At 71.9% G+C, this 25,418-nt stretch carries 23 protein-coding genes; 10 read left to right on the forward strand and 13 right to left on the reverse strand.

The annotated features are described in order from the left end of the window. Position 1: 1 nt before the first annotated feature. The 3 genes from ACGFZF_RS11595 to ACGFZF_RS11605 all read left to right on the forward strand — a co-directional run bounded on the left by ACGFZF_RS11595 (position 2) and on the right by ACGFZF_RS11605 (position 5,061). On the forward strand, positions 2 to 3,262 hold the full coding sequence (locus tag ACGFZF_RS11595) for a DUF4082 domain-containing protein (RefSeq protein WP_393553379.1): 3,261 nt from the start codon (positions 2 to 4) through the stop codon (positions 3,260 to 3,262). 96 nt (positions 3,263 to 3,358) lie between these two features. Further along, entirely contained in the window at positions 3,359 to 4,405 is a 1,047-nt protein-coding gene (locus tag ACGFZF_RS11600) for a glycosyltransferase family 2 protein (RefSeq protein ID WP_393553381.1), read from the forward strand. Between the two features lie 47 nt (positions 4,406 to 4,452). Then, positions 4,453 to 5,061, forward strand: a complete 609-nt coding sequence (locus ACGFZF_RS11605; protein WP_393553384.1) for an acyltransferase — start codon at positions 4,453 to 4,455, stop codon at positions 5,059 to 5,061. 31 nt (positions 5,062 to 5,092) lie between these two features. On the opposite strand, the gene ACGFZF_RS11610 is transcribed toward ACGFZF_RS11605, so the two are convergent. Continuing rightward, positions 5,093 to 5,752, reverse strand: a complete 660-nt coding sequence (locus tag ACGFZF_RS11610) for a hypothetical protein (RefSeq protein ID WP_393553386.1) — start codon at positions 5,750 to 5,752, stop codon at positions 5,093 to 5,095. A gap of 59 nt (positions 5,753 to 5,811) precedes the next feature. Here ACGFZF_RS11610 and ACGFZF_RS11615 point away from each other — a divergent pair, with 59 nt between their 5' ends. Together ACGFZF_RS11615 and ACGFZF_RS11620 are read left to right on the forward strand one after the other, a co-directional pair. Beyond that, the gene (locus tag ACGFZF_RS11615) at positions 5,812 to 7,863 is read left to right on the forward strand and encodes an O-antigen ligase family protein (RefSeq protein WP_393553388.1); all 2,052 of its coding nucleotides are present in this window, start codon (positions 5,812 to 5,814) and stop codon (positions 7,861 to 7,863) included. Further along, positions 7,863 to 8,834: a glycosyltransferase family 2 protein gene (locus tag ACGFZF_RS11620; protein ID WP_393553390.1), complete on the forward strand. Its 972-nt coding sequence runs from the start codon at positions 7,863 to 7,865 to the stop codon at positions 8,832 to 8,834. Before ACGFZF_RS11615 ends, ACGFZF_RS11620 begins: the two co-directional genes overlap by 1 nt. Here ACGFZF_RS11620 and ACGFZF_RS11625 read toward each other — a convergent pair. From ACGFZF_RS11625 to ACGFZF_RS11665, 9 genes are all read right to left on the reverse strand, one after another. Continuing rightward, complete coding sequence (locus tag ACGFZF_RS11625; protein WP_393553392.1) at positions 8,813 to 9,613, reverse strand: glycosyltransferase family 2 protein; 801 nt, start codon at positions 9,611 to 9,613, stop codon at positions 8,813 to 8,815. The two genes, ACGFZF_RS11620 and ACGFZF_RS11625, sit on opposite strands and share 22 nt — an antisense overlap. Positions 9,614 to 9,648: 35 nt before the next feature. Beyond that, the gene (locus ACGFZF_RS11630) at positions 9,649 to 10,326 is read right to left on the reverse strand and encodes a class I SAM-dependent methyltransferase (protein WP_356600519.1); all 678 of its coding nucleotides are present in this window, start codon (positions 10,324 to 10,326) and stop codon (positions 9,649 to 9,651) included. A 99-nt stretch (positions 10,327 to 10,425) separates the two neighbouring features. Then, entirely contained in the window at positions 10,426 to 11,547 is a 1,122-nt protein-coding gene (locus ACGFZF_RS11635; protein ID WP_393553394.1) for a hypothetical protein, read from the reverse strand. A gap of 1 nt (position 11,548) precedes the next feature. After that, on the reverse strand, positions 11,549 to 13,111 hold the full coding sequence (locus tag ACGFZF_RS11640; RefSeq protein WP_393553396.1) for a lipopolysaccharide biosynthesis protein: 1,563 nt from the start codon (positions 13,109 to 13,111) through the stop codon (positions 11,549 to 11,551). Between the two features lie 39 nt (positions 13,112 to 13,150). Next, on the reverse strand, positions 13,151 to 14,017 hold the full coding sequence (locus ACGFZF_RS11645; protein ID WP_393553398.1) for a chain length determinant protein: 867 nt from the start codon (positions 14,015 to 14,017) through the stop codon (positions 13,151 to 13,153). 151 nt (positions 14,018 to 14,168) lie between these two features. Further along, positions 14,169 to 15,272, reverse strand: a complete 1,104-nt coding sequence (gene wecB / locus ACGFZF_RS11650; RefSeq protein WP_393553400.1) for a non-hydrolyzing UDP-N-acetylglucosamine 2-epimerase — start codon at positions 15,270 to 15,272, stop codon at positions 14,169 to 14,171. Between the two features lie 3 nt (positions 15,273 to 15,275). Further along, positions 15,276 to 16,532: a nucleotide sugar dehydrogenase gene (locus tag ACGFZF_RS11655; protein ID WP_393553402.1), complete on the reverse strand. Its 1,257-nt coding sequence runs from the start codon at positions 16,530 to 16,532 to the stop codon at positions 15,276 to 15,278. Then, a complete protein-coding gene (locus ACGFZF_RS11660; RefSeq protein ID WP_393553404.1) occupies positions 16,532 to 17,305 on the reverse strand; it encodes a WecB/TagA/CpsF family glycosyltransferase in 774 nt (257 codons plus the stop codon). Before ACGFZF_RS11660 ends, ACGFZF_RS11655 begins: the two co-directional genes overlap by 1 nt. Continuing rightward, the gene (locus ACGFZF_RS11665) at positions 17,302 to 18,444 is read right to left on the reverse strand and encodes a hypothetical protein (protein ID WP_393553406.1); all 1,143 of its coding nucleotides are present in this window, start codon (positions 18,442 to 18,444) and stop codon (positions 17,302 to 17,304) included. Before ACGFZF_RS11665 ends, ACGFZF_RS11660 begins: the two co-directional genes overlap by 4 nt. Before the next feature lie 595 nt (positions 18,445 to 19,039). On the opposite strand from ACGFZF_RS11665, the gene ACGFZF_RS11670 reads away from it, so the two are divergent. Then, positions 19,040 to 20,470, forward strand: a complete 1,431-nt coding sequence (locus ACGFZF_RS11670; RefSeq protein WP_393553408.1) for an MFS transporter — start codon at positions 19,040 to 19,042, stop codon at positions 20,468 to 20,470. A gap of 2 nt (positions 20,471 to 20,472) precedes the next feature. Beyond that, positions 20,473 to 21,501, forward strand: a complete 1,029-nt coding sequence (locus ACGFZF_RS11675; protein ID WP_393553740.1) for a TolB family protein — start codon at positions 20,473 to 20,475, stop codon at positions 21,499 to 21,501. Here the strand turns inward: ACGFZF_RS11675 and ACGFZF_RS11680 are convergent. The 3 genes from ACGFZF_RS11680 to ACGFZF_RS11690 are packed head-to-tail and all read right to left on the reverse strand — an operon-like array spanning position 21,467 to position 23,134. Then, positions 21,467 to 22,246, reverse strand: a complete 780-nt coding sequence (locus ACGFZF_RS11680) for a class I SAM-dependent methyltransferase (protein WP_393553411.1) — start codon at positions 22,244 to 22,246, stop codon at positions 21,467 to 21,469. The two genes, ACGFZF_RS11675 and ACGFZF_RS11680, sit on opposite strands and share 35 nt — an antisense overlap. Before the next feature lie 52 nt (positions 22,247 to 22,298). Next, positions 22,299 to 22,703, reverse strand: a complete 405-nt coding sequence (locus ACGFZF_RS11685; RefSeq protein WP_393553413.1) for a hypothetical protein — start codon at positions 22,701 to 22,703, stop codon at positions 22,299 to 22,301. A 5-nt stretch (positions 22,704 to 22,708) separates the two neighbouring features. Then, positions 22,709 to 23,134: an ATP-binding protein gene (locus ACGFZF_RS11690; protein ID WP_393553742.1), complete on the reverse strand. Its 426-nt coding sequence runs from the start codon at positions 23,132 to 23,134 to the stop codon at positions 22,709 to 22,711. A 258-nt stretch (positions 23,135 to 23,392) separates the two neighbouring features. On the opposite strand from ACGFZF_RS11690, the gene ACGFZF_RS11695 reads away from it, so the two are divergent. The 3 genes from ACGFZF_RS11695 (at position 23,393) to ACGFZF_RS11705 (ending at position 25,386) form a co-directional block, all read left to right on the forward strand. Further along, positions 23,393 to 24,265, forward strand: coding sequence for a helix-turn-helix domain-containing protein (locus ACGFZF_RS11695; RefSeq protein WP_393553415.1), 873 nt, complete (start codon positions 23,393 to 23,395; stop codon positions 24,263 to 24,265). Further along, positions 24,266 to 24,502: a DUF397 domain-containing protein gene (locus tag ACGFZF_RS11700; protein ID WP_137992288.1), complete on the forward strand. Its 237-nt coding sequence runs from the start codon at positions 24,266 to 24,268 to the stop codon at positions 24,500 to 24,502. A gap of 77 nt (positions 24,503 to 24,579) precedes the next feature. Continuing rightward, the gene (locus ACGFZF_RS11705; RefSeq protein ID WP_356600496.1) at positions 24,580 to 25,386 is read left to right on the forward strand and encodes an SAM-dependent methyltransferase; all 807 of its coding nucleotides are present in this window, start codon (positions 24,580 to 24,582) and stop codon (positions 25,384 to 25,386) included. The last annotated feature ends 32 nt before the right edge of the window (positions 25,387 to 25,418 follow it).

Raw genomic sequence — 25,418 nt, forward strand, 5'->3', positions numbered from 1 at the left:
GATGAAGAACCACCTCAGTCGGGCCAGGGGCGCCGTGTTCGCCCTGGTCGCGGCATTGCTATCGATCGTCCTGCCACCGGTGGGGAGCGCGAGCGCGGTCGCCGATCCCTGCGGGGCGGGCAGCAATCCCATCGTGTGCGAGAACTCCAAGCCGGGCACGCCGATGTCCGACTGGTTCGCCGCCAACTCCTACGGCGACATCGCCGGCTTCCCCACGAAGACGAGCCTCCAGGCAGGGGAGAGCATCGCCTTCAAGGTCCAGTCCCCCTCGGCCTACCACGTCAAGATCTACCGGCTCGGCTGGTACGGCGGCGACGGCGCCCGGCTGATGTCCACCGCCGCCCAGGCGGCCCAGACCTACCCCGCCAACTACACGACCAAGCACGCCGACTGCCTGAAGAACCAGCCCACCGGGCTCATGGACTGCGGCAACTGGCCCACCACCGCGACCTGGACCGTGCCGAGCGACGCCGTCTCCGGCCTGTACATCGCCAACTTCGACCAGGCCGACGGCAACGGCCTCATGCCCTACCCCTTCGTCGTGCGCAACGACTCCAGCCACTCCGACATCCTCGTGCAGACCTCGGACCAGACCTGGCAGGCGTACAACGACTGGGGCGGGACGAACCTCTACGACGGCCAGGGCCCCGCGCCCGACGGACGCGCCTACAAGGTCAGCTACAACCGGCCCATGGACATCGGCGGTGACAACGGCGTCTACGGCTCCGAGTTCGAGATGATCGCCTGGCTGGAGCGCAACGGCTACGACACCAGCTACGTCTCCGGCGTGGACACCGCGGGTCGCGGCGCCTCGCTGCTGCCGAACCACAAGATGTTCATGTCCCAGGGCCACGACGAGTACTGGACCCAGGAGCAGTTCACCAACGTGCTCAACGCGCGGAAGGCGGGCCAGCACCAGACCTACTTCGCGGGCAACGAGATCTTCTGGAAGACGCGCTTCGAGCCCAGCATCGACGGCACCAACACCGCCGACCGGACGCTGGTCTGCTACAAGGAGACCAAGCTCAAGTTCCCCACGCCCAACGGCGTTCCCGACCCGAGCCCCGAGTGGACCGGCACCTGGGTCGACCCGGACAGCACCAAGGAAGGCGCGCCCTACCAGCCGCAGAACATCCTCACCGGTTCGCTGTTCCAGGTGAACGGGCCCCGCAACGACGCGATCACGGTGCCCGCCGCCTACTCCAAGATGCGCCTGTGGCGGAACACCACGGTCGCCGGCCTGACCGGCAACCAGGTCGCCACCTTCCCGGCGGGCACCCTCGGCTACGAGTGGGACAGCGACGTCGAGAACGCCAGCCGTCCGGCCGGTCAGATCCGGATGTCCTCCACCACCGTGGAGGTCACCGACGGCACCTACCTGCTCGACTGGGGCAACAACTACGGCAACGGCACCGCGACGCACAGCCTCGTCGCCTTCCGCGACCAGACCTCGCACGCCCTGGTGTTCGGCACCGGCACCGTGCAGTGGTCCTGGGGTCTGACCAACGTCCCGACCGCCGACCCCGGCGGCGGCGTGGTGACCGAGGACAAGCGGATGCAGCAGGCGACCGTCAACATCCTCGCCGACATGGGCATCCAGCCCAAGACCCTGCAGTCCGGACTGGTCGCGGCCTCCGCCTCCAGTGACACCACGGGTCCGGCCGTCACGGTCACCAGCCCGGCCTCGGGCAGCTCCGTCTCCGCCCTCCAGCAGGTCACCGTCACGGGCACCGCGGCCGACTCCGGCGGCGGTGTGGTCGCCCGGGTGGAGGTCTCCACCGACGGCGGCACCACCTGGCACGCCGCCAACGGCACGGCCTCGTGGAACTACACCTGGACCCCGATGACCACCGGGCCCGCCCAGATCAAGGTCCGCGCGGTCGACGACAGCGTCAACATGGGCGCCGTCACCACCGTGCCCCTGACCGTCGAGCCGCAGAAGTGCCCCTGCACGGTCTGGCCCCCCTCCACCACGCCGACCAAGGTCAACGGCGGCGACGGCAGCTCTGTCGAACTCGGGGTGAAGGTCCGCAGCTCCGTGCCCGGCTCCATCACGGGCGTCCGCTTCTACAAGTCCGCCGCGAACACCGGCACCCACAAGGGCAGCCTGTGGAGCAGCAGCGGCCAGCTGCTGGCCACCGGCACCTTCGCCAACGAGACCGCGTCGGGCTGGCAGCAGCTGAAGTTCGCCACCCCGGTCCCGGTCAAGGCGAACACCACCTACATCGCCTCCTACTTCGCCCCGAACGGCGGCTACTCCTTCGACGCGGGCTACTTCGCCGACAAGGACGCCGGCCTGGCACCGCTGACGGCGCTGAAGTCCGGCACCGACGGAGGCAACGGCGTCTACCGCTACACCTCCACCAGCGCCTTCCCGTCCTCGGCGTCGTCCGGAAGCAACTACTGGGTGGACGCGATCCTGGAGACCGGCTCGGCCTCCACCGACCCGCCCACGGTCACCGGCCGCACCCCGGCGGTCGGGGCCACCGGCGTGGCGACCACCGCGCCGCTGTCCGCCACGTTCAGCCAGAGCATCGACAGCAGCACCCTGGTGTTCACGGTGAAGGGACCGGGCAACACCGCTGTCCCGGGCAGCGCCGCACTCAGCAGCGACGGCAAGACCGCCGCCTTCACCCTCTCCAGCCAGCTCGCCCTGGGCACCACGTACACCGCGTCCGTGCAGGCCGCGGACCTGTGGGGCAACGTGATGGCGGCGCCCGTGACGTGGACCTTCACCACGAGCGCGACCCCGCCGCCGGCCACCTGCCCGTGCCTGCTGTGGAGCACGGACTCGGTGCCCACCAAGCCCGAGGTCACGGCCGACACCAACCCCCTGGAGCTGGGGACCCGCTTCGAGTCGGCCCTGAACGGCCGGGTCACCGGGGTCACCTTCTACAAGGGCGCGGGCAACACCGGCGTGCACACCGGCAACCTGTGGACCGAGGACGGCGACCTGCTCGCCAGCGGCACCTTCACCGGTGAGACCGCCTCCGGCTGGCAGACGCTCACCTTCGCCACACCGGTCGCCATCACGGCCAACACCCGTTACGTCGTCTCGTACCACGCGCCGAACGGGCGCTACGCCGCCGACGCGGGCTACTTCGCGGGGGCGCACCTGTCCTATCCGCTGACGGCCCTCGCCGACACGAGCGGCCGTGCCAACGGCCTCTACCGGTACGGGAGCACGTCGGGCTTCCCGACCAGCTCCTACAACGCGACGAACTACTGGGTCGGCCCGGTCTTCACGACCGACGCCGGCTGACACCCGGGTGCGCCGGGCCGGGTCGTCCAGACCCGGTCCGGCGCACCCGTCCGTACCGAACACACCGGCAGAAACCGGGGATTGGGCCCTCCAACCATGAGCTCCGTCAGCGTCGTGATTCCCTGCTACAAGTACGGCCACTTCCTGGCCGACTGCGTGCGCAGCGTGCTCGACGAGCAGCCCGGCCTCGACGTCCGGGTGCTGATCATCGACGACGCGTCCCCCGACGACTCGGCGGAGGCGGCGCTGAAACTGGCCGCGTCCGACCCGCGGATCGAGGTCCGGGTCCACGAACAGAACCGCGGCCACATCGCCACGTACAACGAAGGACTGCTGGAGTGGGCCGACGGCGACTACGTCGTGCTCCTCTCCGCCGACGACCGGCTGGTGCCGGGGGCGCTGGTCCGCGCCGTCGCGCTCCTCGACGCCCACCCGGAGGCCGGGTTCGCCTACGGCAGGCCGCTGCGCTTCCAGCACGGCGGACCGCTGCCCCGGGCCCGCACCGGCGAGTCCGGCGCCGTGGTCTACCCCGGGCACTGGTGGCTGGAGCGACGCTTCCGCGAGGGCTCCGGCTGCATCACCTCACCCGAGGTCGTCGTCCGCACCAGCCTCCAGCGCGAGGTCGGCGGCTACGACCCGGAACTGCCGCACGCCGGCGACATCGAGATGTGGATGCGGCTGGCCGCGCACGCCGACGTCGGCTACGTCAGCGGCGCGGACCAGGCCTACTACCGCGTCCACGGCAACAACATGTCCACCACGGACTTCGGCGGCCAGCTCGACGACATCCGGCAGCGCCGCGCCGCGTTCGGCGCGGTGCTCGACAAGTGCGCCGACCGGCTTCCGCAGGCGGACCGGCTCTCCGCGCTGGTGAACACCAGCCTGGCCCGCCAGGCCCTGCGGCGTGCCTACCGCGCCTACGACCGGGGGCGCACCGACGTCGTCCCCGTCGACGAACTCCTCGCCCTCGCCCGGGAGTGCCGCCCCGACGCGGAGACCCTCCCGGAGTACCGGGCGCTGCGGCTGCGCCGGCGGATCGGCGCGCGCACCATGCCGTACCTCCAGCCCCTGGTGCTGTCGGCGGTACGCGACCGGATACGCGAGTGGTTCTGGTGGCGCTCCTGGCAGCGCCGCGGCATCTGAAGCCGAGGCCGGACCGCCCGCACCCTCCAGAGACGAAAGGCACCACAGTGAACTACCGGGTCCAGCCCACGGCGGACGTCGACAAGACCGCCGAGATCGGCGACGGCACCAGCGTCTGGGAACTCGCCCAGATCCGCGAGGAAGCCCGCCTCGGCGCCCACTGCGTCGTGGGCCGCGGCGCGTACGTCGGCCCCGGCGTGGTCATCGGCGACAACTGCAAGCTGCAGAACTACGCCCTGGTCTACGAACCGGCCGTGCTGGCCGACGGCGTCTTCATCGGCCCGTCCGTGGTCCTCACCAACGACCACAACCCGCGCGCCGTGGACCCCGAGGGCACGTTGAAGCGGGGCGGGGACTGGGAGCCCGTGGCCGTCCGGATCGGCGAGGGCGCCGCCGTCGGCGCCCGCTCGGTGTGCGTGGCGCCGGTCGAGATCGGCCGCTGGGCACTCGTCGCGGCCGGATCGGTCGTCACCGCCGATGTCCCCGACTTCGCCCTCGTGATGGGCGTTCCGGCGCGGCAGGCGGGCTGGGTCGGCAGGGCCGGTGTCCGGCTGACCGAGCACGCCGAGCGTCCGGGGGTGTGGGAGTGCCCGCAGACCGGCGCGCTGTACGAGGAGAAGGACGGGCGCCTCACCGAACACCGTGCGGCGCGCTGACGTTCACGCGGTCGCGGCGCTGCCCCGCCCGTCAGACGGACAGGGGCGTCGGCTCGGGCCGCGGGGCCGGTGCGGCCCTGTGCCTGCGCCGGACCGCGTACCGCTCGCTCCACAGCGCGGCCATCACCCCGCAGAGCAGACCCAGCGCGCCGACACCCGCCACGGCCCGGCTCCGGTTCGGCGGCAGGGACACGGTGCCCGGCCGGTTCACCAGGTCGACGCTCATCAGCGATTCCTCGGGCACGTCCTGGGTGGCCTGGAGCGCGCCCAGGTGCCGGCCGTAGGCCGCGATGATCAGCTGCACCACGCGGTCGGCCTCGGCGGCCTCGGGCTGTTCCGCCTCGATCTGCAGCGTGGGGATCGAGTAGAACGGCGTGGCGCTGGTGCCGCTGTTGCGCGGGCTCAGGCGGTACGTCCCGTGCACACCGTCCGCGCGCAGCTCCGCCTGCCCCTCGGGGGAGCGCAGTTGCTGCACGACGGCGTACGAGACGGCGGCCAGCGCCGGCTGGAGGTTGGTGAGCTGGTTCGGCTGGTTGTCGGTCCGCGGCGGCTTGACCACCAGCACGGCCGAGCTCAGGAACCGCGGCTCGGGACGCAGCGCCGGGTAGCAGGCCGCGGTGGTGACGAGCAGGACGAGGGCCAGCACGTACCACCGGCGCAACAGCACGCCGACGAGTCCTTCGGGCGACAAGACATCTCTTTCCATCAGAACCGATACTGGCACCACGAAGAGGAACCGGGGGAGGGTTCGTGAGCATCGCCGAGATCTTCCGCGTACTGCGCAGGCGGTGGTACGTGATGACGCCGCTGACGGTGCTCGGACTCCTCGCGGGCGGATTCCTCTATTCCACCGTCCCCGTGACGTACGAGTCCCAGAGCCAGCTCACCCTGCTGAACTCGCCCCGCATCGCCAAGCCGGCCCCGAGCTACGGCAACCCGCTGGCCTACGCCAGCGGTTCGCTGATCAGCACCGCCGACGTGCTGATCCGGGCCCTCCAGTCGCCCGAGTCCGCCGAGGCGCTGCGCGGGCACGGCGTGACCGACGCCTACACCGTCGACTTCGCCGCCAAGGCCGAGGGACCGCTGCTCACCCTCACCGTGACCGGCGAGGACCGGGACAAGGTGTTCGCCGAGACGAAGGCCATCACCGACTTCGCCGCCGAGCAGCTGGTGGCGCTCCAGAGCGAGGCGCGGGTGCCGTCGGACTACTCCGTGCGGGCCGCGCCGATCGTCCCGCCGCAGAAGCCGGTCTCGCAGCCCAAGTCCCGCTACCAGAAGGTCGCCGCGGTCCTGGTCCTCTGCCTCACCAGTGCCTTTCTGCTCTCCTTCGTCACCGACGTGTGGGTGGCCGCGCGCCGCCGCTCGCGCGGCCTGCCGTCCCTCGACGACGGCTCCCGCGGGCCCCGGCCGGGCGCCTCACGGCTGCGCAGGCAGCTGACCCGGCCCCTGGACGCCACCACCGTCCTCACCGGCTACCTGGCCCTGGCGCTCTTCCTGCCGTCCAACCTCGCCCTGCCCGCGCTGGGCGGCGCCGGCACCCCCGCCAACGTCTTCGCCCTCCTCGGTCTCTTCTGGTACCTGGCCACCTGGTGCACCGGGCGGCTCGCCCCCGCGCCCGGCACCCGTACGGTGCGGACGGCGGTCCTGCTGCTCGGCTTCGTGGTGCTGCTCTCCTACGTCGCGAACACGGCCCGGATCAGCTCCCAGAAGGAGGTCCTGGCCGCCGACCGCGGGCTGATCGTGCTCCTGGTGTGGGTCGCCCTGATCGTCCTGGCCTCCGCCGGCATCCAGGACCGCGCCCGGCTCGACGTGCTGATGCGCCGGCTCGTGGTGATGGGCTCGGTCGTCGCCCTGCTGGGCCTGTACGACTTCTTCACCGGCACCAACATCGCCGACTCGCTGCGCATCCCCGGGCTGAACTCCAGCGTCGCCAACGTCGCCGTCCTCGACCGCGGTTCGTTCACCCGGCCCCGCTCGCTCACCGCCCATCCGCTCGAGTTCAGCGGCATGCTGGCGATCCTGGTGCCCTTCGCCATCGCCCAGGCCTTCGACCCGGCGCGGGCCCACCTGAGCACCTTCCGCCGCTGGGCACCGGTCGTCCTGCTCGGCGGGGGACTGCCCCTCACCGTGTCCCGGACCTCGATCATCGGTCTGCTCGTCGTCGTCCTGGTCATGGTGCCCCGCTGGAAGCCGCAGCGGCGCTGGACGGCCATCGGGGTCCTGCTGGGCGCCGTGGCCGTGTTCAAGGTGCTGGTGCCCGGTCTGATCGGCACCATCACCGGCCTGTTCTCCGGCAGCCTGAACAACGCCGACAGCAGCACCCAGGCGCGCACCATCAAGTACCCGAAGATCGCGGAGTACTTCATGGAGGACCCGTTCCTGGGACGCGGGTTCGGCACCTTCACCCCGGAGCGCTACTTCTTCACGGACAACCAGTACCTGCTGACGCTGGCCGAGCTCGGCGCCCTCGGTGTGCTCGCCCTGCTCGTCCTGGGCCTGACCGGCGTGCACAACGGCGGCTCGATCCGCCGGCTGGCCCGAACCGAGTCCGACCGGGAGCTCGGCCAGGCGTTCTTCGCCTCCGCGCTGGTCGCCCTGGTCATCAGCGCCACCTTCGACACCCTCAGCTTCCCGATGTTCGCCGGAGTGTTCTTCCTGCTGCTGGGCGCGGGCGCCGGCTGCCTCGGCTTCGTCCGGCGCGAGGCCGCCGGGGAGAGCTCCGGCCCGGCGTCCGCCGAGAAGGCCGAAGTGCCCCCGCGGCGCCCGACACCCGACGCCCCACCGCACCTTGTGGAGATCTGATGCACCCTCAGTACGAGGCCGCCGACCGCGGCCCCGTCGCCGTCCTCGTCGTCACCTGGAACAGCGCGGCGGTGCTGCCCGGGTTCCTCGCCGCCCTCCCGAAGGCGATGTCGGGCCTCGACTGGCGGCTCGTCGTCGCCGACAACGACTCCGCCGACGACACCGTCGCCGTCGTCCGGGCCCTGGCCCCCGAGGCCACCGTCGTGGAGACCGGGCGCAACGGCGGGTACTCCTTCGGCGTCAACGCCGCCCTGCGGGCCGCCGGCGGCTGGGAGGGCGGCTTCTCCGCCGCGCTGGTGTGCAACCCGGACATCCGGATGAGCGAGGGCTGTGCGGCGACCCTGGTGGACGCTCTCGGCACGGAACTTCCCGACGGCGACCGGGTCGGGATCGCCGTCCCGCTGCTGTACGAGGAGGACGACGCGCTCATCCACTCGCTGCGCCGCGAGTCGAGCGTGTCCCGGGCGTTCGGCGAGGCGGTGCTGGGCAATCGCCGGGCGGGCCGCTTCCCGGCCCTCAGCGAACTGGTCACCGACCCCGCCGCCTACGCCGGCCGGACCCGCGCGGACTGGGCGACCGGCGCGCTGATGGCGCTGTCCAGGGAGTGCCTGGACGCCTGCGGGCCGTGGGACGAGTCCTTCTTCCTCTACTCGGAGGAGACGGAGTTCTGCCTGCGCGCCCGGGACCTCGGCCATGTCACCCGGCTCGAACCCGCGGCCCGCGCCGTTCACCTCGGGGGCGACTCCCGTGTGTCGCCGCGGCTGTGGTCGCTGCTGACCGTCAACCGGGTGAGGCTCTACCGGCGCCGGCACGGATTCGCGGCCACCGTGGCCTTCCGGGGGGCCGTGCTCCTGCGGGAACTCTCCCGGGCCGCCCTCGGCCGGGCGCCCAGCAGGGCGGCCGTCGCGGCTCTGCTCACGACGGCCGCGACCACGCCGGCCGCAGGAGGTCAGTCCCGCCAGGAGGTGTAGAAGCTGCCCGGGTTCACCAGGTAGCGCACGGTGGGCTCCGGCAGGTGCTCCACCCTGTGGGTCCGGCCGTAGCGCCGGACCAGCTCCCAGTCCTCCCGGGGCAGTACCTCGGGGCGTCGCCGCAGCCGGCTGAAGTGCAGGGCCCGGTTGCGGCGGGCGACGAACGCGTTGGTGTCCAGGAAGGACTCGTGCGCCGCCCTCCGCCGGTCGAACGGCACGGACAGGATGTCCATGTCGGTGCCGTCCGGCAGGACGCGGCGCAGCGCGGTGTACACGCCGTCGGGACCGCCCGGGGCGTCGAGCACCTCCAACGCCCGCCGGAGGTGGTCCGGTTCCCACCGGTTGTCGTCGTCGAGGAAGGCGACGTAGCGGGACCGGGTCAGCCGGATCCCGACGTTGCGCACGATCCCCGCCACGCCCGTGTTGCGCGACAGGGAGACCGCGAACAGGCGTGGGTCCGAGGGGAGTTCGGGCAGCCCGGCGCCGTCGTCGACGACGATCACGACGTGGTCCTCGACGGTCTGGCCCAGCGCCGACCCCACCGCCCGGAGCAGCTCCTCCGGACGGCGATGGGTGGCGATGACGGTCACGACCCGCGCGGCCGGCGGGTCCGGCCAGACCGCCGCGAGGCGGGTGACCTCGGCGTCCTCGACCCTGCGCAGCCGCAGGGCCGTGGGCGCGAGCAGCACCTTGTTGCGTGCCTCGTACAGCACCAGCCACCCGAAGATCCGCTTCAGCAGCTCCCAGGGGCCCCGGAGGATCCGGAGGATCCGGCGCATGGTGTCGGTGTCCCTCTCCCGAGTCCCGTCCGCGTTCAGAGGCGCTGGAGGGACGCCTCCGTGCGGACGGCCGTGAGGGACTTGGTGAGTCCGGCCACCCGCTCGCTGAGGATCACGGAGCGGGGGAAGAGGTAGCGCATCTCGGCCCGGGTCAGCAGCTCGATGTTGATCACCGCGTCCATGCCCTCCTCCGGGCTGCCCGGCCGGCTGTGGGTGAGCGGCCAGTGCCGTACGAGCTTGGCCTGTGCGGCCAGCGGGAGGAACTGGAAGCCGGGCGCCAGGAAGTGCGGCTCCACGGGGAAGTAGCGGTACGGGGTCTGCACCCAGTGCAGCGGTGCCAGCGCCTCGATCGCGGAGACGAAGCGCCGGCGCTGGGCGTGCCCGCCCACGTGCTCGATCGTGGAGTTGGACACCACCAGGTCGAACTCGCCCAGGGAGGAGGGGATCGACGGGTCGGTGACGTCGGCGATCTCCGCGCTGATCCAGTCGGGCAGCTCGGCGGGGTGCTCCTCCAGGTTCACGAGGTGCACGTGCTTGGGGCGGAGAGGCGACCGCAGCCAGTTGTCCGCCGTGCCTCCCAGGTCCACCACGCTCATCTCCGTGATGCGGGGGAAACAGGACCGGAAACGCTCCCAGCGGGCCGCGCGGAACCGTTCGCCGAGAGAGTCGGGCGCGTCGACGAATCGGTTGCGGAGAGCACGGGTGAGCGGCATCGCATCAACCACCTGGGGTTTCGGGCCTACGGGGAGTCGCGATCAACGGTAGTCGGGAAGAGGGGATTTATCAGGCGATCGGATGTTCTCAAGAAAGCATCAGAGTGGTTCGGGGACGATCGGCGTCCCGTCGGCCATCCGGTTGCCGCGCCACACGTTCCCCTTGCCCGCGGCGTTCCAGTAGGCGACGGGGCCGTAGAGCCCGCCCTTGGGGTGCAACTCGGGCGAGAACACGTTGTCGGTGACCTCGATCCCGGCCGAGTCCTTGCCGCCCGCGTAGAGCGTGTACGCCCCGCCCGCCAGCCAGTTGTCGTCGACCACGGTGTGGGTGACCGGGGCGGTGTCGGCGAACAGGCCGACGCTCGCCGAGGCGCCCTTGTCCACCGGAGTGGCGTTGATCAGCGTGTTGTGGCGGATGATCAGCTTGCCCTTGCCGCCGCCGTTGCTGATCACGGCGTTGGTGTGCTGCCACTCGCCGTCGAGGTTCTTGAAGGGCCGGATGCCGTGCACGTAGTTGTCGTGCAGGTTGCCCTGCCCCATGGACAGGGCGTCACCGAACACCGAGACGTCGCACCAGCCGACCTCGACCGAACTGGTCCCCATGTTCGACACCGCGTAGTCCGAACCGCCGTTGTTCGGGCCCTTGCCCGGTACGGCCCGGATCTCGGTGTGCAGGATCCGCAGCCCCGAGTAGCCCGGCCGGAGGTTGACGCCCCACCAGTTGGTCGAGGTGATCCGGCTGTCGATCACCGTCACGTTGTTCGCGTAGATGTCGAGCGAGCCGGTGATGTCCCAGCCCTTGATGACCGTGCCGTCGGTGCGGATCGCCGCGTTGCCGGTGCTCTGCGGGGTCAGGCGGATCCGGGGCCCGGTGGTCGAGGCGTCGGGGTAGCCGCAGGCGCGCGGGCTCGCGCAGCCCTTCGGCGCCGGCGGCTTGTCCGAGCGGGCCGGCGGCCCCGACGCCGTCGAGGAGGGCTTGGCCGGGGTGGCCGGTGTGCCCGACGGGGTGCCCGAGGTGCCCGGCGCGGTGGTCCGCGGCGGGGCGGGGGAGCCGGTGGCGCCGGGGGCGGTGATCGCGCGGGAGTCGCACAACGCGGCACCCCCGAGGCAGATCGCCTTGCCGCCCACACCGGCGCAGGTCACCAGGGCGAAGAGGAGCACGGCGGTCAGCAGCAGACCTCCGAGGAGCCTGCGGCGGCCGGTTCGGGCCAGGGAACTCACCTCATCGTTCGTGAGCCGGCGCGGCCGGCTGATTCTCCTGAGCCGGGAGTACGGGGACGGTGGGAGCGGTGGTGACGACGCCCTCGTCCTCCTCCCGGCTCCGGCTGTGCCGGGGAAGCGAACCCCGGATCAGTCTGCGGCTGGGCAGCACGCACAACGCGTAGCACACGAGCCCGATGACACTGGTGGCGCACAGGGCGAGCACCCCCTCGCCGAGGCGCTGCCGCAGCATCGTGACGACCACGGTCATCACGACCCCGCCGAGCAGGGGCCAGGCACAGGCCCGGACGAGCGAGCGGGTCGCGATCCCGCCGCGGCGCAGCGCCAGGACGAAGGCGGGCAGCACCACGAGCCCGGCCACCAGGACGTGTCCGGCGGCGACGGAGGCGATGCCCCCGGTGCGCGCCGCCACGATCAGGGTGGGGACCAGGGCCACCAGCCACAGGGCCTGGATCAGCACGAGCGAACGGCGGCGGCCGATCGCGACCAGGCAGTCGTACGTGAGCTCCGCCGCGATCCGGGCCAGTCCGAGCGCCATCAGGCAGGGCAGTGCGGCGGCGGCCGGCGACCACTTGGATCCGTACAGCAGCTCCACGGCCGGGCGGGCCAGCGCGCCGAGCAGCACGCAGGCCGGCACGGTGAACGTCACCAGCATTGCGAGGGCCCGGCCGAAGCCGTCGGACAGGGCTTTGGGCGAATCCGCCAGGCGGGAGAAGCCGGCGAACGAGACACGGCGCGCCGCCTCCGAGATGACGCGGACGGGCCAGCCCGCCATGTTGAAGGCGAGCATGTAGAAGCCCAGGGACACGTTGCCCAGTACGGCTCCGACCACCATGGCGTCCGCGTTGACGACGGCCAGGGACAGCATGCTGGCCCCGGCCAGCGGCAGGCCGAAGCGGAGCAGCGCGCGGGCCTGGTCCGGGTTCCAGCCGAAGCGCAGATAGCCCGGGGCGGCCAGCGCGCAGCCCGCCAGGGCGACCAGGTTGCCCGCCACGGCCCCGCAGGCGAAGCTCATCGCGCCCCAGCCCTGGAGGGCCAGGACGAGGGTGACCGACGTGCTCAGCGCGAAGTTGAGCGCGTCGATGACCATTCGCCGTCCCTGGGCGAACTCACGGGTGAGGACGCCCGCCGGCACCTGCGACAGGCCGTCGAGCACCAGGCAGACGCACATCACCCTCAGCACGCTCGACGCCTCGGGTGAGCCGAGCAGACCGGCCACGCCCGGCGCCGCCGCGAAGATGCCCAGGTAGAGCAGGCTGCTGGAGATCGTGCTCAGGGTCAGCACCGTCGGTGCGAAGGAACGGACGTCGCCCTCCCAGCGCACCACGGCCAGGGTCACGCCGAGCTCGTTCGCGGCGAGCATCACCATCAGCACGGTCTGGGCGACCCCGTACACGCCCCAGGCCGCGGGGTCCAGGACGAACCGGGCCAGGATGATGCCGGTGGCGAAGTTGCCCAGGCGCATGACCATGGTGTTGATCAGGCTCCACCGGGCGGCCGAGCGCACCTTCGTGCCCAGCGAGGCCGCGGTGGCCTCGGTCCCGGTGGTCGGCGCCGTGTCCATGGGAGGACTCCTCGTCGAACGAGTTGTGCGGTGGTGGGGTCACTTCACCCAGGACGGCGGTCGCTTCTTCCCGGCGCGCTCGGACGACGGCAGCAGCGGCAGCTGGACGGTCGGCTGGTCGAGCTGCCGGCCGCCTTCCGGACCGGCCGCCGCGGGTTCGCCGTCGGACTCCCCGGCGCCGGGCCGTTCGGTACGGGAACGGCGCGTGCCGGCCCGCGCGTCGCCGGCGTCGGCCTGCGTGGTCGCGCTCTCCTCCTCGGGTGCCTCGTCCGTGTCCCGGGAGCGGTTCTGGCGGTGTTTCGGGAGCGCCTCGTGCCGACGGCGCGCCTCGACGAAGAAGGACGCGGCCAGACTGAGGACCAGGCCTGCCGCACCCGCCATGACCAGGTACTGGATCTTGGACTTCAGCTGGGCCTGCGGCTTCTGCGGCGGGACGATGGTCGTCATCCTTATCATCGAGTCCGCCGGCACCGACTGCGTGGCCTGCAACTCCTCCAGTTTCTCGGCGGAGTACTTCATCAGCGTGTGGTTCGCCGCCAGCACCCCGTCCTGGTCCTCGCCGGTCACGGTGAGCCAGAGCAGCGGGCCCTGGGCGTTGTCCGCGATCTTCGCCTCGTACTTGGCGGTGACGCCGCGCTCCCTCAACTCCGCCACCGAGGCGTCGGAGTTGAGGTTGCGCGCCAGGCTGTCGGCCATGCCGGTCAGCGCGGGGACCATCACGAGGTAGGGATTGCCGTCGGCCGCCGTACCCCTCTTGGAGTTCAGCAGCGCCACCGTGCTCTGCGACTCGTACTGCGTCGGCACCATCAGGCCGGCACCGGCGGTGACGGCGGCCGTCAGCAGCAGTCCGGGCACCAGGACGTACCAGCGTCGGCAGATGACCCGAAAGATCTCTGCGAGGTCCATGGCGTTCCCCCTTGCGCCCTTTCTGTGACTGTCGCGCCCCGGGCGTCGGCGGCTGTCGCGGCTCGCTCCCGGACGGCAACAGCCGTACCGGACACGAGGATAGGTGGGATCAGGACCGTAAGAGAACAGTTCTGGATCAACAGTACGTCGATCACCCGTGGTCGGTGGGCCGCGGACGGCCCTGCGCCGGTCCTCCGTCCAGGAGGACCGAGGCGATGCGGTCGCCCGCGTGGCCGTCCCAGAGTGCGGGGCGGCGCGGCGCGGGCGGGTCCGTCAGCAGGCGGACCGCCGTGGACACGATGCGTTCCGGATCGCGGCCGGCGAGCACGTTGGTGCCCTCCTCGACCGTGATGGGACGCTCCGTGTTCTCCCGGAGCGTCACGCACGGCACGCCCAGGGCGGTGGTCTCCTCCTGCACCCCGCCCGAGTCGGTGAGCACGATCCGGGCGGACGCCTGCAGGGCGATGAAGTCGAGGTAGCCGGCCGGCGGGACGAGCAGGATCCCGCCGGGGACGCCGAGTTCGGTCAGCCGGTCCGCCGCCCGTGGGTGCACGGGCAGGACGAGCGGACAGTGGCCGGCGACCTCGCCGAGCGCCTTCAGCAGTCCGGCCAGCACCTCGGGATCGTCGACGTTCGCCGGCCGGTGCAGGGTGACCAGGCCGTATCCGCCGGGGGTGAGCCCGTGCCGTGCCAGGACGTCCGAGGCCGCGGCACGCTCCCGGTTGGCCAGCAGCGTGTCGATCATGACGTTGCCGACGAGGTGGATCTGGTCCTCCCGGTAGCCCTCGGCGCGCAGGTTCTCCACGGCGTCGGGCGAGGGAGCCAGCAGGTAGTCGCTCAGCCGGTCCGTGGCGACCCGGTTGACCTCCTCCGGCATCGACCAGTCGCGGCTGCGGAGTCCCGCCTCCACGTGGGCGAGCAGCGGGCCGCCCTTCGCCGTGACCAGGGCGCAGGCCAGCGTGGAGTTGACGTCCCCGACCACGACGACCAGATCGGGGGAGAGCTCCGCGAGCAGCGGCTCGAAGGACTCCATCACCCGCCCGGTCTGGGTGGCGTGGCTGCCGGAGCCGACTCCGAGGAAGTGGTCGGGCGGACGGATGCCGAGGTCCTCGAAGAAGACGTCGTTCATGGCCGGGTCGTAGTGCTGCCCGGTGTGGACGAGGATCACCTCGGCGCCGCGCCGCTCCAGGGCGTCCATCACCGGTTTGATCTTCATGTAGTTGGGGCGGGCCCCCGCGACACAGATGATCCGCATGGTTCAGAGCACCTCGATCCTGGGTCCGCTCAGCCGCCGGCGGCAGTCGAGTACGAAGGCGGCGTGCTGCTCGACGAGCGCGTAGTCGAAGGCGTCGTGGTCGGTGAGGAGCACGACCGCGTCCGCCGCCTCCAGCTCCTCCTTGGTCAGTTCGACCCGGACGAGCCGCGGGTCCACCCGGTGGCCCTCCACGACGTGCGGATCCGCCGCCCTGAGCTCGGCGCCCATGTCGAGGAGCAGCTGCGAGATGCGCAGGGAGGGCGACTCGCGCGCGTCGCCGGTGTTCTTCTTGTACGCCAGGCCGAGGAGCAGGACGCGCGATCCGTTCACCGCGCGGCGGCGGGTGTTGAACGCGTTGATCAGCCGCCGGGTGACGTACTCGGGCATGTGGTTGTTGATGTCGTTGGCGAGCTCCACGAAGCGGAAGCTCTGCCCGAGTTCCCGCTGCACCCGCCAGGACAGGTACGACGGGTCGATCGGCAGGCAGTGGCCGCCGACGCCCGGGCCCGGGGTGAAGCGCATGAAGCCGAAGGGCTTGCTGGAGGCGGCGTCGATCGCCTGCCACACGTCGATGTCGAGATGGCGGGCGAACATGGCTATCTCGTTGACCAGCGCGATGTTCACGTGCCGGAACGTGTTCTCCAGGAGCTTGGCCAGCTCGGCCTCCTTCGGCGAGCCGACCGGCACCGTGGTCTCCACGAGCTCGTCGTAGAAGTCCCGGACGGCCTTCAGCGAGGCCTCGTCGACACCGGAGACCACCTTCGGGGTCTCCTCGAAGCCCCAGACCGGATTGCCCGGGTCGATGCGCTCCGGGCTGTAGCCGAGATGGAAGTCGGCGCCCGCGACCAGACCCGAGCCCTCTTCGAGGAGCGGGGCGAACAGCTCCTGGGTGGTGCCCGGATACGTGGTCGACTCCAGCACCACGGTGGCCCCGGGCCGCAGGTAGCGCGCGAGCGTACGGGCGGACTCCTCGATGTAGCGGAGGTCCGGGGTCCCCTCGTGCAGCGGCGTCGGCACGGTCACCACGGCGACGTCGAAGCCGCCGCAGTCCCGCGCGGAGTCGCTCGCCCGGTAGGTGCCGGCCTCCATCGCCGCCCGGATCCGTTCCGAGGACACGTCCTCGACGTACGACTCGCCCGCGGTCAGGCTCTTCACCCGCTCCGCGTCCACGTCGTACCCGATCACCTGGTGACCGACCTCGGCGGCACGGATGGCCAGCGGCAGTCCGACGTATCCCTGTCCAACCACGACGACGCGCATCACGACTCCCTGCTGGCGGTACGGATCGACGGGGTGGGGCGCAGCAGCTCCCGGGCCGTCATGAGGACGAAGGCGACGTTGGTGGTCAGGTAGCGCCGGCCCAGCCGGCGCGGCTCCTGGGCCGCGCGGTAGAGCCATTCGAGGCCCAGCCGCTGCCAGCCTTCGGGAGCCCGGCGGGTGACCCCGGCCAGGATGTCGAAGGAGCCTCCCACGCCGTGGACGAGGTTCACGCCGCTGCGCTCGCCGTAACCCGCGACGAAGATCTCCTTCTTCGGCGAGGTCATGCCGAGGAAGAGCAGCTGGGCGCCGCTCTCCTTGACGGCGTCGGCGATCGCCGGCTGCTCGCTGTCGTCGAAGTAGCCGTTCCGGCTGCCGGCGACCCGCAGCGCGGGGAAGCGTGCGGCCACCTCGCGCAGCATCCGTTCCAGCACCTCCTGGCGGGCACCGAGGAAGTACACGGACATGCCGGCGGTCTCCGCCTCGGCGAGCAGCCGCATGAACAGGTCGATGCCCGCGACGCGTTCGGGCAGCGGACGGCGCAGCAGCCGGCCGGCCCACACCACCGCCTGGCCGTCGGCCAGGACGAGGTCGCAGCCCGAGACGGCCCGCGCGAGCGCGGGGTCCCGCCGCATGTTCACCAGCTTCGCCGCGTTGACCACGCCGATCTCGAGCCGCTCGCCCTCGCGGACGGCGGTGAGGCAGCGGTCGAGGGTCTGGTCCATGGTGAGGGCGTCCAGCCGGACGCCGAAAAGGGTCTGGCGCTCCTTCGTCATCCTCGGAGACCTCCGAGCCACGCGTACAGCATCCAGCCGAACTCGTACGGCCGGCACTCGCGGTCCACCGACGCGGGGCGGAACACCCGGTCCAGCGGACGGAGTTTGAGCCCGGGGGCCACCCGGGTGGTGAGGCCGCGGGCGGCCCGCACCGCCTTCTTCGGGTCGCCGCGGTAGACCTTGCGCCAGGTGACGCCGAGCTCGTCGAGGACCAGCGGCTCGCCGCCGGGCCCGAGTTCCGGCACGTCCGTCATCCAGCGAAGGCCGAGGCGGATCGCCGCGCCGAAGTCGGTGCCGCCCGCGTCCGCCAGGTCGAGGAGCGCGGTCGGGGCCATCGCGTGCTGGTGCACGCTGTACACCGGATAGCCCTCCACCACCTCGCCGCGGGGCGCGTCGTAGTGCCACCACCACTGGCCGCCGTCGCTCTGGAGCGCGCAGATGCGTGCCGCGCAGGCGTCCGCGGCGGCCAGGGCCTCCGGGTCGTCGCCGCTCGCGTGCGCCCGGGCCAGTGCCTGCAGCGGGTAGGTCTGGTCGGCGAAGCAGCCGACGTGCGAGCGGTACCAGGGGTTCAGGCCGGGTCCCGTGGCGTGCGGGAAGAGCGGGCTGCCGTCGATCCGCGCGCCCATCAGCCGGTCACGGGCCGCGGTGAGTCGCTCCTCGACGTCGACCGTGGAGCGCGCGGCGGCCAGCGCCGACAGCACCCAGGCCGCCTCGACCGTGTACTGCGGGCGCCCGCTCTCGTCCAGGGCGGCGACCCGGTCCAGGGCGTCCGACAGCTTGGGGTGGCCGGTCTCGGCGGCGGCCCAGGCGACGAGCGCCGCGTCACCGAGGTTGACCACCGACGGCAGCTGCTGGATCAGCAGCCCCGTGAACTCCTCGGCGGTGTGCCCGCCGAGCACGGCACGCTGCCGGTCGAGGGGGAGGAGGCGGACCCCCAGCGCGGTGATGGCCGCGTACCGGAGGCTGGTTCCCCGTTGCTCCAGCGTCCAGGAGCCGTCCTCCGCGGCCGTGCCCACCCTGGTGAAGACGAAGCCGTCGCCGGTCGGCAGCAGCATCGCCGGCAGGCCCGTCTCGGCCAGGCCGAGCAGTCGGGTCGCCAGGGCGTGCAGGGGCTGATCCGCCTCGGCGAGCGCCCGCATGCGTGAACTGTCAGGTGTGTTGGCGGGATCGCCCGGTCTGTGCGTGTCCGAGCCATGACGAGCTGCTGACACACCCACCCCCCTCGGGTCGGTCCCGGGACGGACGAACCGCCCCGGATCTGCTTGCTGTTGGACTGTGGAAATGACGAGTCGACGCGCGAAGCGCGCCTGGACGTTGGGAGGGAGCGGTCACCCGAGTGTCCGCGCACGACGGTGCGCGGCGTCAGCCGATCGGACGGTCCCCAGGCGCGCCGACACGGTCGTCGCACGCACCCCCGCCGACGGCAGGCCGTACCCGGGCATGCCGAGAAAGGCAGTCGACATCGGAGCGCGAACACTCCGGCCCACTGCCGGTGATACCCCCCACGAACACCCCCAGCGCACAGCGAATGCCGTGCTCAACTCGCAGCGTACAACCGCAAGATAGGTCCACAACACGGTGACGATGAGGCGTTTCGAAGAATTGGTGCCAAGCAGCCGGTATGCCGCACCTGAACCACCGGCCGTCCGGGCGTCCAGAGGCTAGAGTTGGGCCCCGCCCGCTCGACCGGGCGTCCCGACCACGTCGGCATCACCGCAGCTGGAGTCCTCGACTGTGTACCTGGCCGATCGCTCAACACCCCGCGAGGCCCGCGAGTCCGCCGAGACCTCGCCCGCCGCACCCGACGGCATACGGAGGCGGGGGCCGCTGCGGGCGGTCCCCCCGACCGTGCTGGCCCTCGGCACCGTCAGTCTCATCACCGACGTGTCCACCGAGATGGTCACGGCCGTCCTTCCGCTCTACCTCGTCATCGGGCTCGGCCTCAGCCCGCTCGGCTTCGGCGTGCTGGACGGTCTCCAGAACGGCGTCAGCGCCCTGGTCCAGCTGACCGGCGGCCACCTGGCCGACCGGGTGCGCAACCACAAGCTGATCGCCGGCATCGGCTACGGCCTGTCCGCGCTGGGCAAGCCCCTGCTCCTGGTGCACAACCTGGGCGCCCTCGGCGCCGCCCTCACCCTGGACCGCACCGGCAAGGGGCTGCGCACCGCGCCGCGCGACGCGATGATCTCGCTGTCCGCCCCGCCCGAACGCCAGGGCCGCGTCTTCGGCGTGCACCGGGCGATGGACACCACCGGCGCCCTGCTCGGCCCGGTCCTCGCCTTCCTCATCCTGGGCGTGGCGGCCGGCGGCTACGACGCGGTCTTCGCGGTGAGCGGCTGCGTGGCGGCGCTCGGGGTGCTGGTCCTGGTGCTGTTCGTGCCGGGCCGCCGGAGCCGCGCCGCCGCCGGCCCCGCCCCGGGCGGATCCGGTACCGGCGGACCGGACGCCGCCGCCCCGCCGGCCGGGGACCCCGCGGGGACCGCCCGGGTACCCGCCGCGCGCACGGGCGAGGAGCCCCAGGCCGCCGAGGCCGGAGCGACGGAGCGGGCCGCGGCCGTGCCCGCCGCGCCGCGTCCGGACCTGCGCGCCGCCCTCGGCCTGCTGCGCGGCCGCCGGCTGCGCTCGCTGTTCGTCTGCGCCGTCCTCCTCGGCCTCACCACCGTCAGCGACGCCTTCCTCTACCTGCTCGTGCAGCGCCGCACCGGGATCGGCGAGCAGTGGTTCCCGCTGCTCCCGCTCGGCACCGCCGCCGTGTTCCTGCTGCTCGCCATGCCCCTGGGCCGCCTCTCCGACCGGGTCGGCCGCCGCACCGTCTTCCTGGCCGGCCACGGCGGCCTGCTCCTCGCCTACGCCCTGCTGCTCCGGGCGCCGTCGACCTCCTTCGTGCCCTACCTGGTGCTGCTGCTCCACGGCGCGTTCTACGCCGCCACCGACGGGGTGCTGCCCGCCGCCGTCGCCGCCACGGTGCCCGAAGGACTGCGCGCCAGCGGACTGGCCCTGGTCGGCACGGGGCAGGCCCTGGCCCGCTTCAGCTGTTCGCTCGCCTTCGGCGCCGCGTGGGCCGCGTGGGGCGACGGCCCGGCGCTGGCCGCCGCCGCGCTCGGACTCGTCTGCTGCGCCACCGTCGCCGGCGCCGCGCTGCGCCCCACCGGAGAGACCCGATGAACCTGACCCCGCAGCGCCGCCTGCTGATCCTGGCCCTCGCGATCGTGCTGCTCGGCGGAGTGGGCGCCTGGTCCGTCCTGCGCGCGGCCGACGAGGCCGACCGGCAGAACCGGCCCCGGGCCGGCGGACCGGCCGTCACCGAGGGCAAGGTGACGCTGGGCCAGGCCGAGCGGCTGGTCTTCCGCAACACGGCCACCGGCCCGCACCGGGACGAGCTCGTCACCGTCCCGTCGGCCGACCCCACCGGCGCCACCCGCACGGCCTCCGGCGTCAGCTGCCTCCGCCTCCACACGGCCAAGGGCACCGGCGTCTGCCTCCAGTCCTCGACCGGAGTGGCCCAGCAGAACTACCGCGCCCGGATCCTGGACGCGGACCTGCGCACGGTGAAGACGTATCCGCTCGCCGGCATCCCCAGCCGCGCCCGGGTCTCGCCCAGCGGCAAGCTGATCGCCTGGACCGTCTTCGTCAACGGCGAGTCCTACGGGACCGCCTTCTTCTCCACCCGCACCGCGATCCTGGACACCCGCGGCTGGAAGCTCGTGCCCAGCCTGGAGGAGTTCGCCATCACCCTGGACGGCAAGCCCTACCGGGCGGCCGACGTCAACTTCTGGGGCGTCACCTTCACGGGCGACGACGACACCTTCTACGCCACCCTGAGCACCGGCAAGCACACCTACCTGGTCCGCGGCTCCCTCGCGCGGCGCTCGGTCACCACCCTCACGCAGAACGTGGAATGCCCCTCGCTCTCCCCGGACGGCACGCGGATCGCCTACAAGAAGCGCGTGCTCGGGACCGCCGCGCTCTGGCGCGAGCACGTGCTCGACCTGCGCACGATGAAGTCGACACCGCTGGCCGAGCGCCGCAGCGTCGACGACCAGGCGCTCTGGCTCGACGACCGCACCCTCGCCTACGCGCTGCCCGGGGAGGGCGGCCAGAAGGACGCCCACGACGTCTGGACGGTCCCGGCCGACGGCACCGGCGCCCCGCGCGTCCTGCTCAAGGACGGGCTCTCCCCGTCCCGCCTGCGATGACGGCCCGCGGAGCGGCGGGGGTCCCCCGTCGCTCCGCCGTCCGGCGCGCCACCACCATCCGGCAGCGCGGGCTGCCGTCCTCGCGCCGGCCGAGGGCCTCCATGGGGAGGGTCTCCACGGCGAAGCCCGCCCCGGTCAGCCCGGCCCGCACGTCCGCCAGGCGGAAGGTCCGGTAGTACATGACGAAGGGGGGCCGCCACACGGCGTTCCGCACCCTCATCGCACCGTCGAAGCCGAGCAGCGTCCACCAGAGCGGCGAGCCGACGCGCGGCGGCGCGGGCAGCGGGAAGGCGAAGGTGCCGCCCGGCCGCAGCGCGGTGTGCACCTGGGCGAAGAGCCGGGTCTGCTGCGCCGGCAGGAAGTGTCCGAAGGCGCCGAAGCTGACCGCCAGGTCGAAGGCTCCGGCGAAGGGGAGGGCCAGGGCGTCCGCGCGGACCAGATCGGCCGCGGGATGCGCCGCGCGGGCCTCGGCGAGCATGCCCGCACTGAAGTCGACGCCCGTGGTCCGGCCGGTGCAGAGCGCGTCCAGGACGGGCAGGCCCGCCCCGGTGCCGCAGCACAGGTCCAGTCCGGCGCCGAAGGGGCCCAGCGGGCGCAATGTGTCCGTCACCGCCTCCAGGAGGCGGTCCGAGGTCCGGAACGGCGTCTCGTCGAACTTCGACGCGAGCAGGTCGTAGCCGTGCTCCACCGAGGACAGCGCCTGGACGGTCAGCTCACGGAGGCTCGGGCCCTGGGGGGTGAACATGCCCCGACCCTACGCCGTCGCCCCGTGTCCGCGACGTCGCTCCGCGTGGTGGCTAGAGCGCGCTGCGTACCGGCGGGACGTTCCAGGACGGGGTGATCCCGGTGAGCTGGCAGGCCAGCAGGTAGAGCGGGATCGGCGGGGTGTACGGGGACGTGCCGTCCGGCCGGTGGATGAGCCGCGGGCCGCGATCGGGGATGTCCGCCCCCGGGGCGTAGCAGGCCGGCAGCGGCCAGGTCAGATCCAGGTCGGAGCCGGCGGGGACGAGCCACCACCACCAGTCCGTGTCCGCGTAGACACAGCCCTTGGAGGGGAGGCGGGACAGGACGCGGAAGCCGTGCCGCGCGGGCACTCCGACGGCGTCGCAGCCCAGGGCGGTACTGAGGCCCGAGGGGACGATCAGCCGGGTCGAGGCGGAGCCGGCCGGCCTGCGTCCCCTGGAGTTCAGCAGGGTCGCCATCGACCTCAGCACGGGTCGCCCATGCCGTGGGCGAGCTCCGCCCAGACGACCCTGGCCGTGCCGTGGCCGGTGCGGTCGGCGCCCCAGGCGCTGCACAGGCCGTCCACGAGGAGCAGGCCGCGGCCTCGCTCGTCCTCGCCGCAGTCGCGTATGCGCGGGTCGGCCGCGCCTCCCTCGTCCCGTACCGCTATCCGCAACTGCTCCTCCCCTTCGCGCAGTTCGCAGACGACGTAGCTGCTGGCGGTGTGGACGACGGCGTTGGTGACCAGTTCGGAGACGATCAGCGTCACCGTGTCGCGTATATCGGGGTCGCAGCCCCACAGGATGAGGCGTTCCTCGGCCAGCCTGCGGGCGCGCGAGACGGATTCCGTGCGGGCGGGCAGCTCGAAGGCGAAACGCCGGGAGGTGGCGGTATGTGGGCGCTGGGTCATGACGCGGGGGCCCATGAGACCTGGGGGAAGCGCGTTACCAGAAGCCACGACCGGTTCCTCACAACAGTGGGTAAGCAGTGCCGTACATCGCGACGGTCGTGACGGCGCACGACAGCAGCACGTACTGGTTCACCGGAATACTGTGCTCCCGACGCGGACACTTGGCAAGTGGCACTCTGAAAATTGCAGAGTGCTGTGTTCTCTCTGGCCCTGTTCATGGCACACTCGGTCGAAACAGCGCGTCGGGGAGGTCTGAGAGTGAGCGAGCCGCGGTCCGCCCCCACGGTGGGACAGGTCGTTCTCGGCAAGCGTCTGCAGGATCTCCGCGAGCGGGCCGGCCTGAAGCGGGAGGAGGCCGCCAAGGTCCTCCGCGTCGCTCCGGCGACCATCCGGCGCATGGAGACCGCGGAAGTCGCGCTGAAGATCCCGTACGTACAGCTCCTGCTCAAGGCGTACGGCATCACCGACTCCGAGGCCGAGGGGTTCGTCGCCCTCGCCGAGGAGGCCAACCTTCCCGGCTGGTGGCAGCGGTTCCACGACGTGCTGCCCGGCTGGTTCTCCATGTACGTCAGCCTGGAGGGGGCCGCGAGCCTCATCCGGGCGTACGAACCGCAGTTCGTCCCCGGTCTGCTCCAGACCGAGGGGTACGCCCGCGCCATTCTGCGCAGCGGGGCGGTCGGCGGCAGAGATGCCGAGAACGACGAGGACACCGAACGGCATGTAGCCCTGCGGATGGAGCGCCAGTCCCTGCTGACCAGGGACGACGCCCCGAAGTTCTGGGTGATCATGGACGAGACGGTGTTCCGCCGACCGGTCGGCGACGGGCCCGAAGTGATGCGCGACCAGCTCGACCGGCTGCTCGAAGCGTCCGAGCTGCCGAACGTCACCCTGCAGATCGCGGAGTTCGCGTCCGGCCACCACCCCGGCACCTACGGACCGTTCGTCCTCTTCCGCTTCGCCATGCCCGAACTCCCGGACATGGTCTACAGCGAGTACCTGACCGGCGCCGTCTACCTCGACGCGCGCCCGGAGGTGGCCTCCCATCTCGAGGTCATGGACCGCATGGCGGCCCAGGCCGCGACTGCACAACGCACGAAGGAGATTCTCCGGGATCTCCGCAAGGAGCTGTGAATGGATCGCATATACAACGGCATGCCCGCCGCGGATCTCGGTGCCGAAGGCTGGCACAAGCCGTGGAGCGGCGGGAACGGGGGCAACTGCGTGGAGGCCATGAAGCTGGCCGACGGCAGAGTCGCCGTGCGACAGTCCGCAGACCCTGAAGGCCCCGCCCTGATCTACACCCACGGCGAGATCGCCGCCTTCATCCAAGGAGCGAAATCAGGTCAGGCAGACTTTCTGCTCACCTGACCTCTTCCGTCACACCCCGCTCGTCGCGTAACTCTTGCTGCAGTGCCAGTAGTTCTCTCCGCCGACCAGGAGCCCCGATGACCCAGGACCCCGCAGCCGTAAGGATCGACACCAGCAAGCCGCATCCCGCGCGGATGTACGACTGGTTCCTGGGGGGCAAGGACAACTACCCGGTCGACGAGGAGATGGCCCGGCAGCTGCTCACCGTCGACGCCCGGGGCCGGGACATGGCCCGGGTCAACCGGGCCTTCATGCACCGCGCCATCCGCTGGCTCGGCGCCAACGGCGTACGCCAGTACCTGGACATCGGCACCGGCATCCCGACCGAGCCCAACCTGCACCAGATAGCCCAGCAGGTGGCGCCCGAGTCGCGGATCGTCTACTGCGACAACGACCCGATCGTGCTCGCGCACGCGGCCGCCCTGCTGCGCTCGACCCCCGAAGGGGCCACCGAGTACATCCAGGCGGACGCCCGTGAGCCCGAGATGATCCTCGAAAGGGCCGGAAAGGTCCTTGATTTCGACCAGCCGATAGCTCTCTCCATGCTCGCCCTGCTGCACTTCGTGGGCGACGAGGACGGGGCGTACGACCTGGTCGGCAAGCTCGTGGAGAAGCTCGCACCCGGCAGCTATCTGGTGCTCTCGCACGTCACCGGGGACTTCGACCCCGAGGGCGCCGCGAAGGCCGCGGGGATGTACCGGGCGCGCGGCCTGACCCTGCGGCCCCGGTCGCGCGACGAGCTGGCCGCGTTCTTCGACGGACTCGAGTTCGTCGAGCCCGGTGTCTCGCTCACGGCCGAGTGGCACCCGGAGCTCGGCGAGCCCGTCCCGGTCCTCGGCGACGACCCGATTCCGGGCTGGGCCGCGGTCGGCCGCAAGCCCTGACCGTCCCGCCCGTCCCTCCACGGAAGGGGCCC

The organism is Streptomyces sp. NPDC048338, assembly GCF_043201055.1.
In the GTDB taxonomy this organism is placed as follows: Bacteria; Actinomycetota; Actinomycetes; order Streptomycetales; family Streptomycetaceae; genus Streptomyces.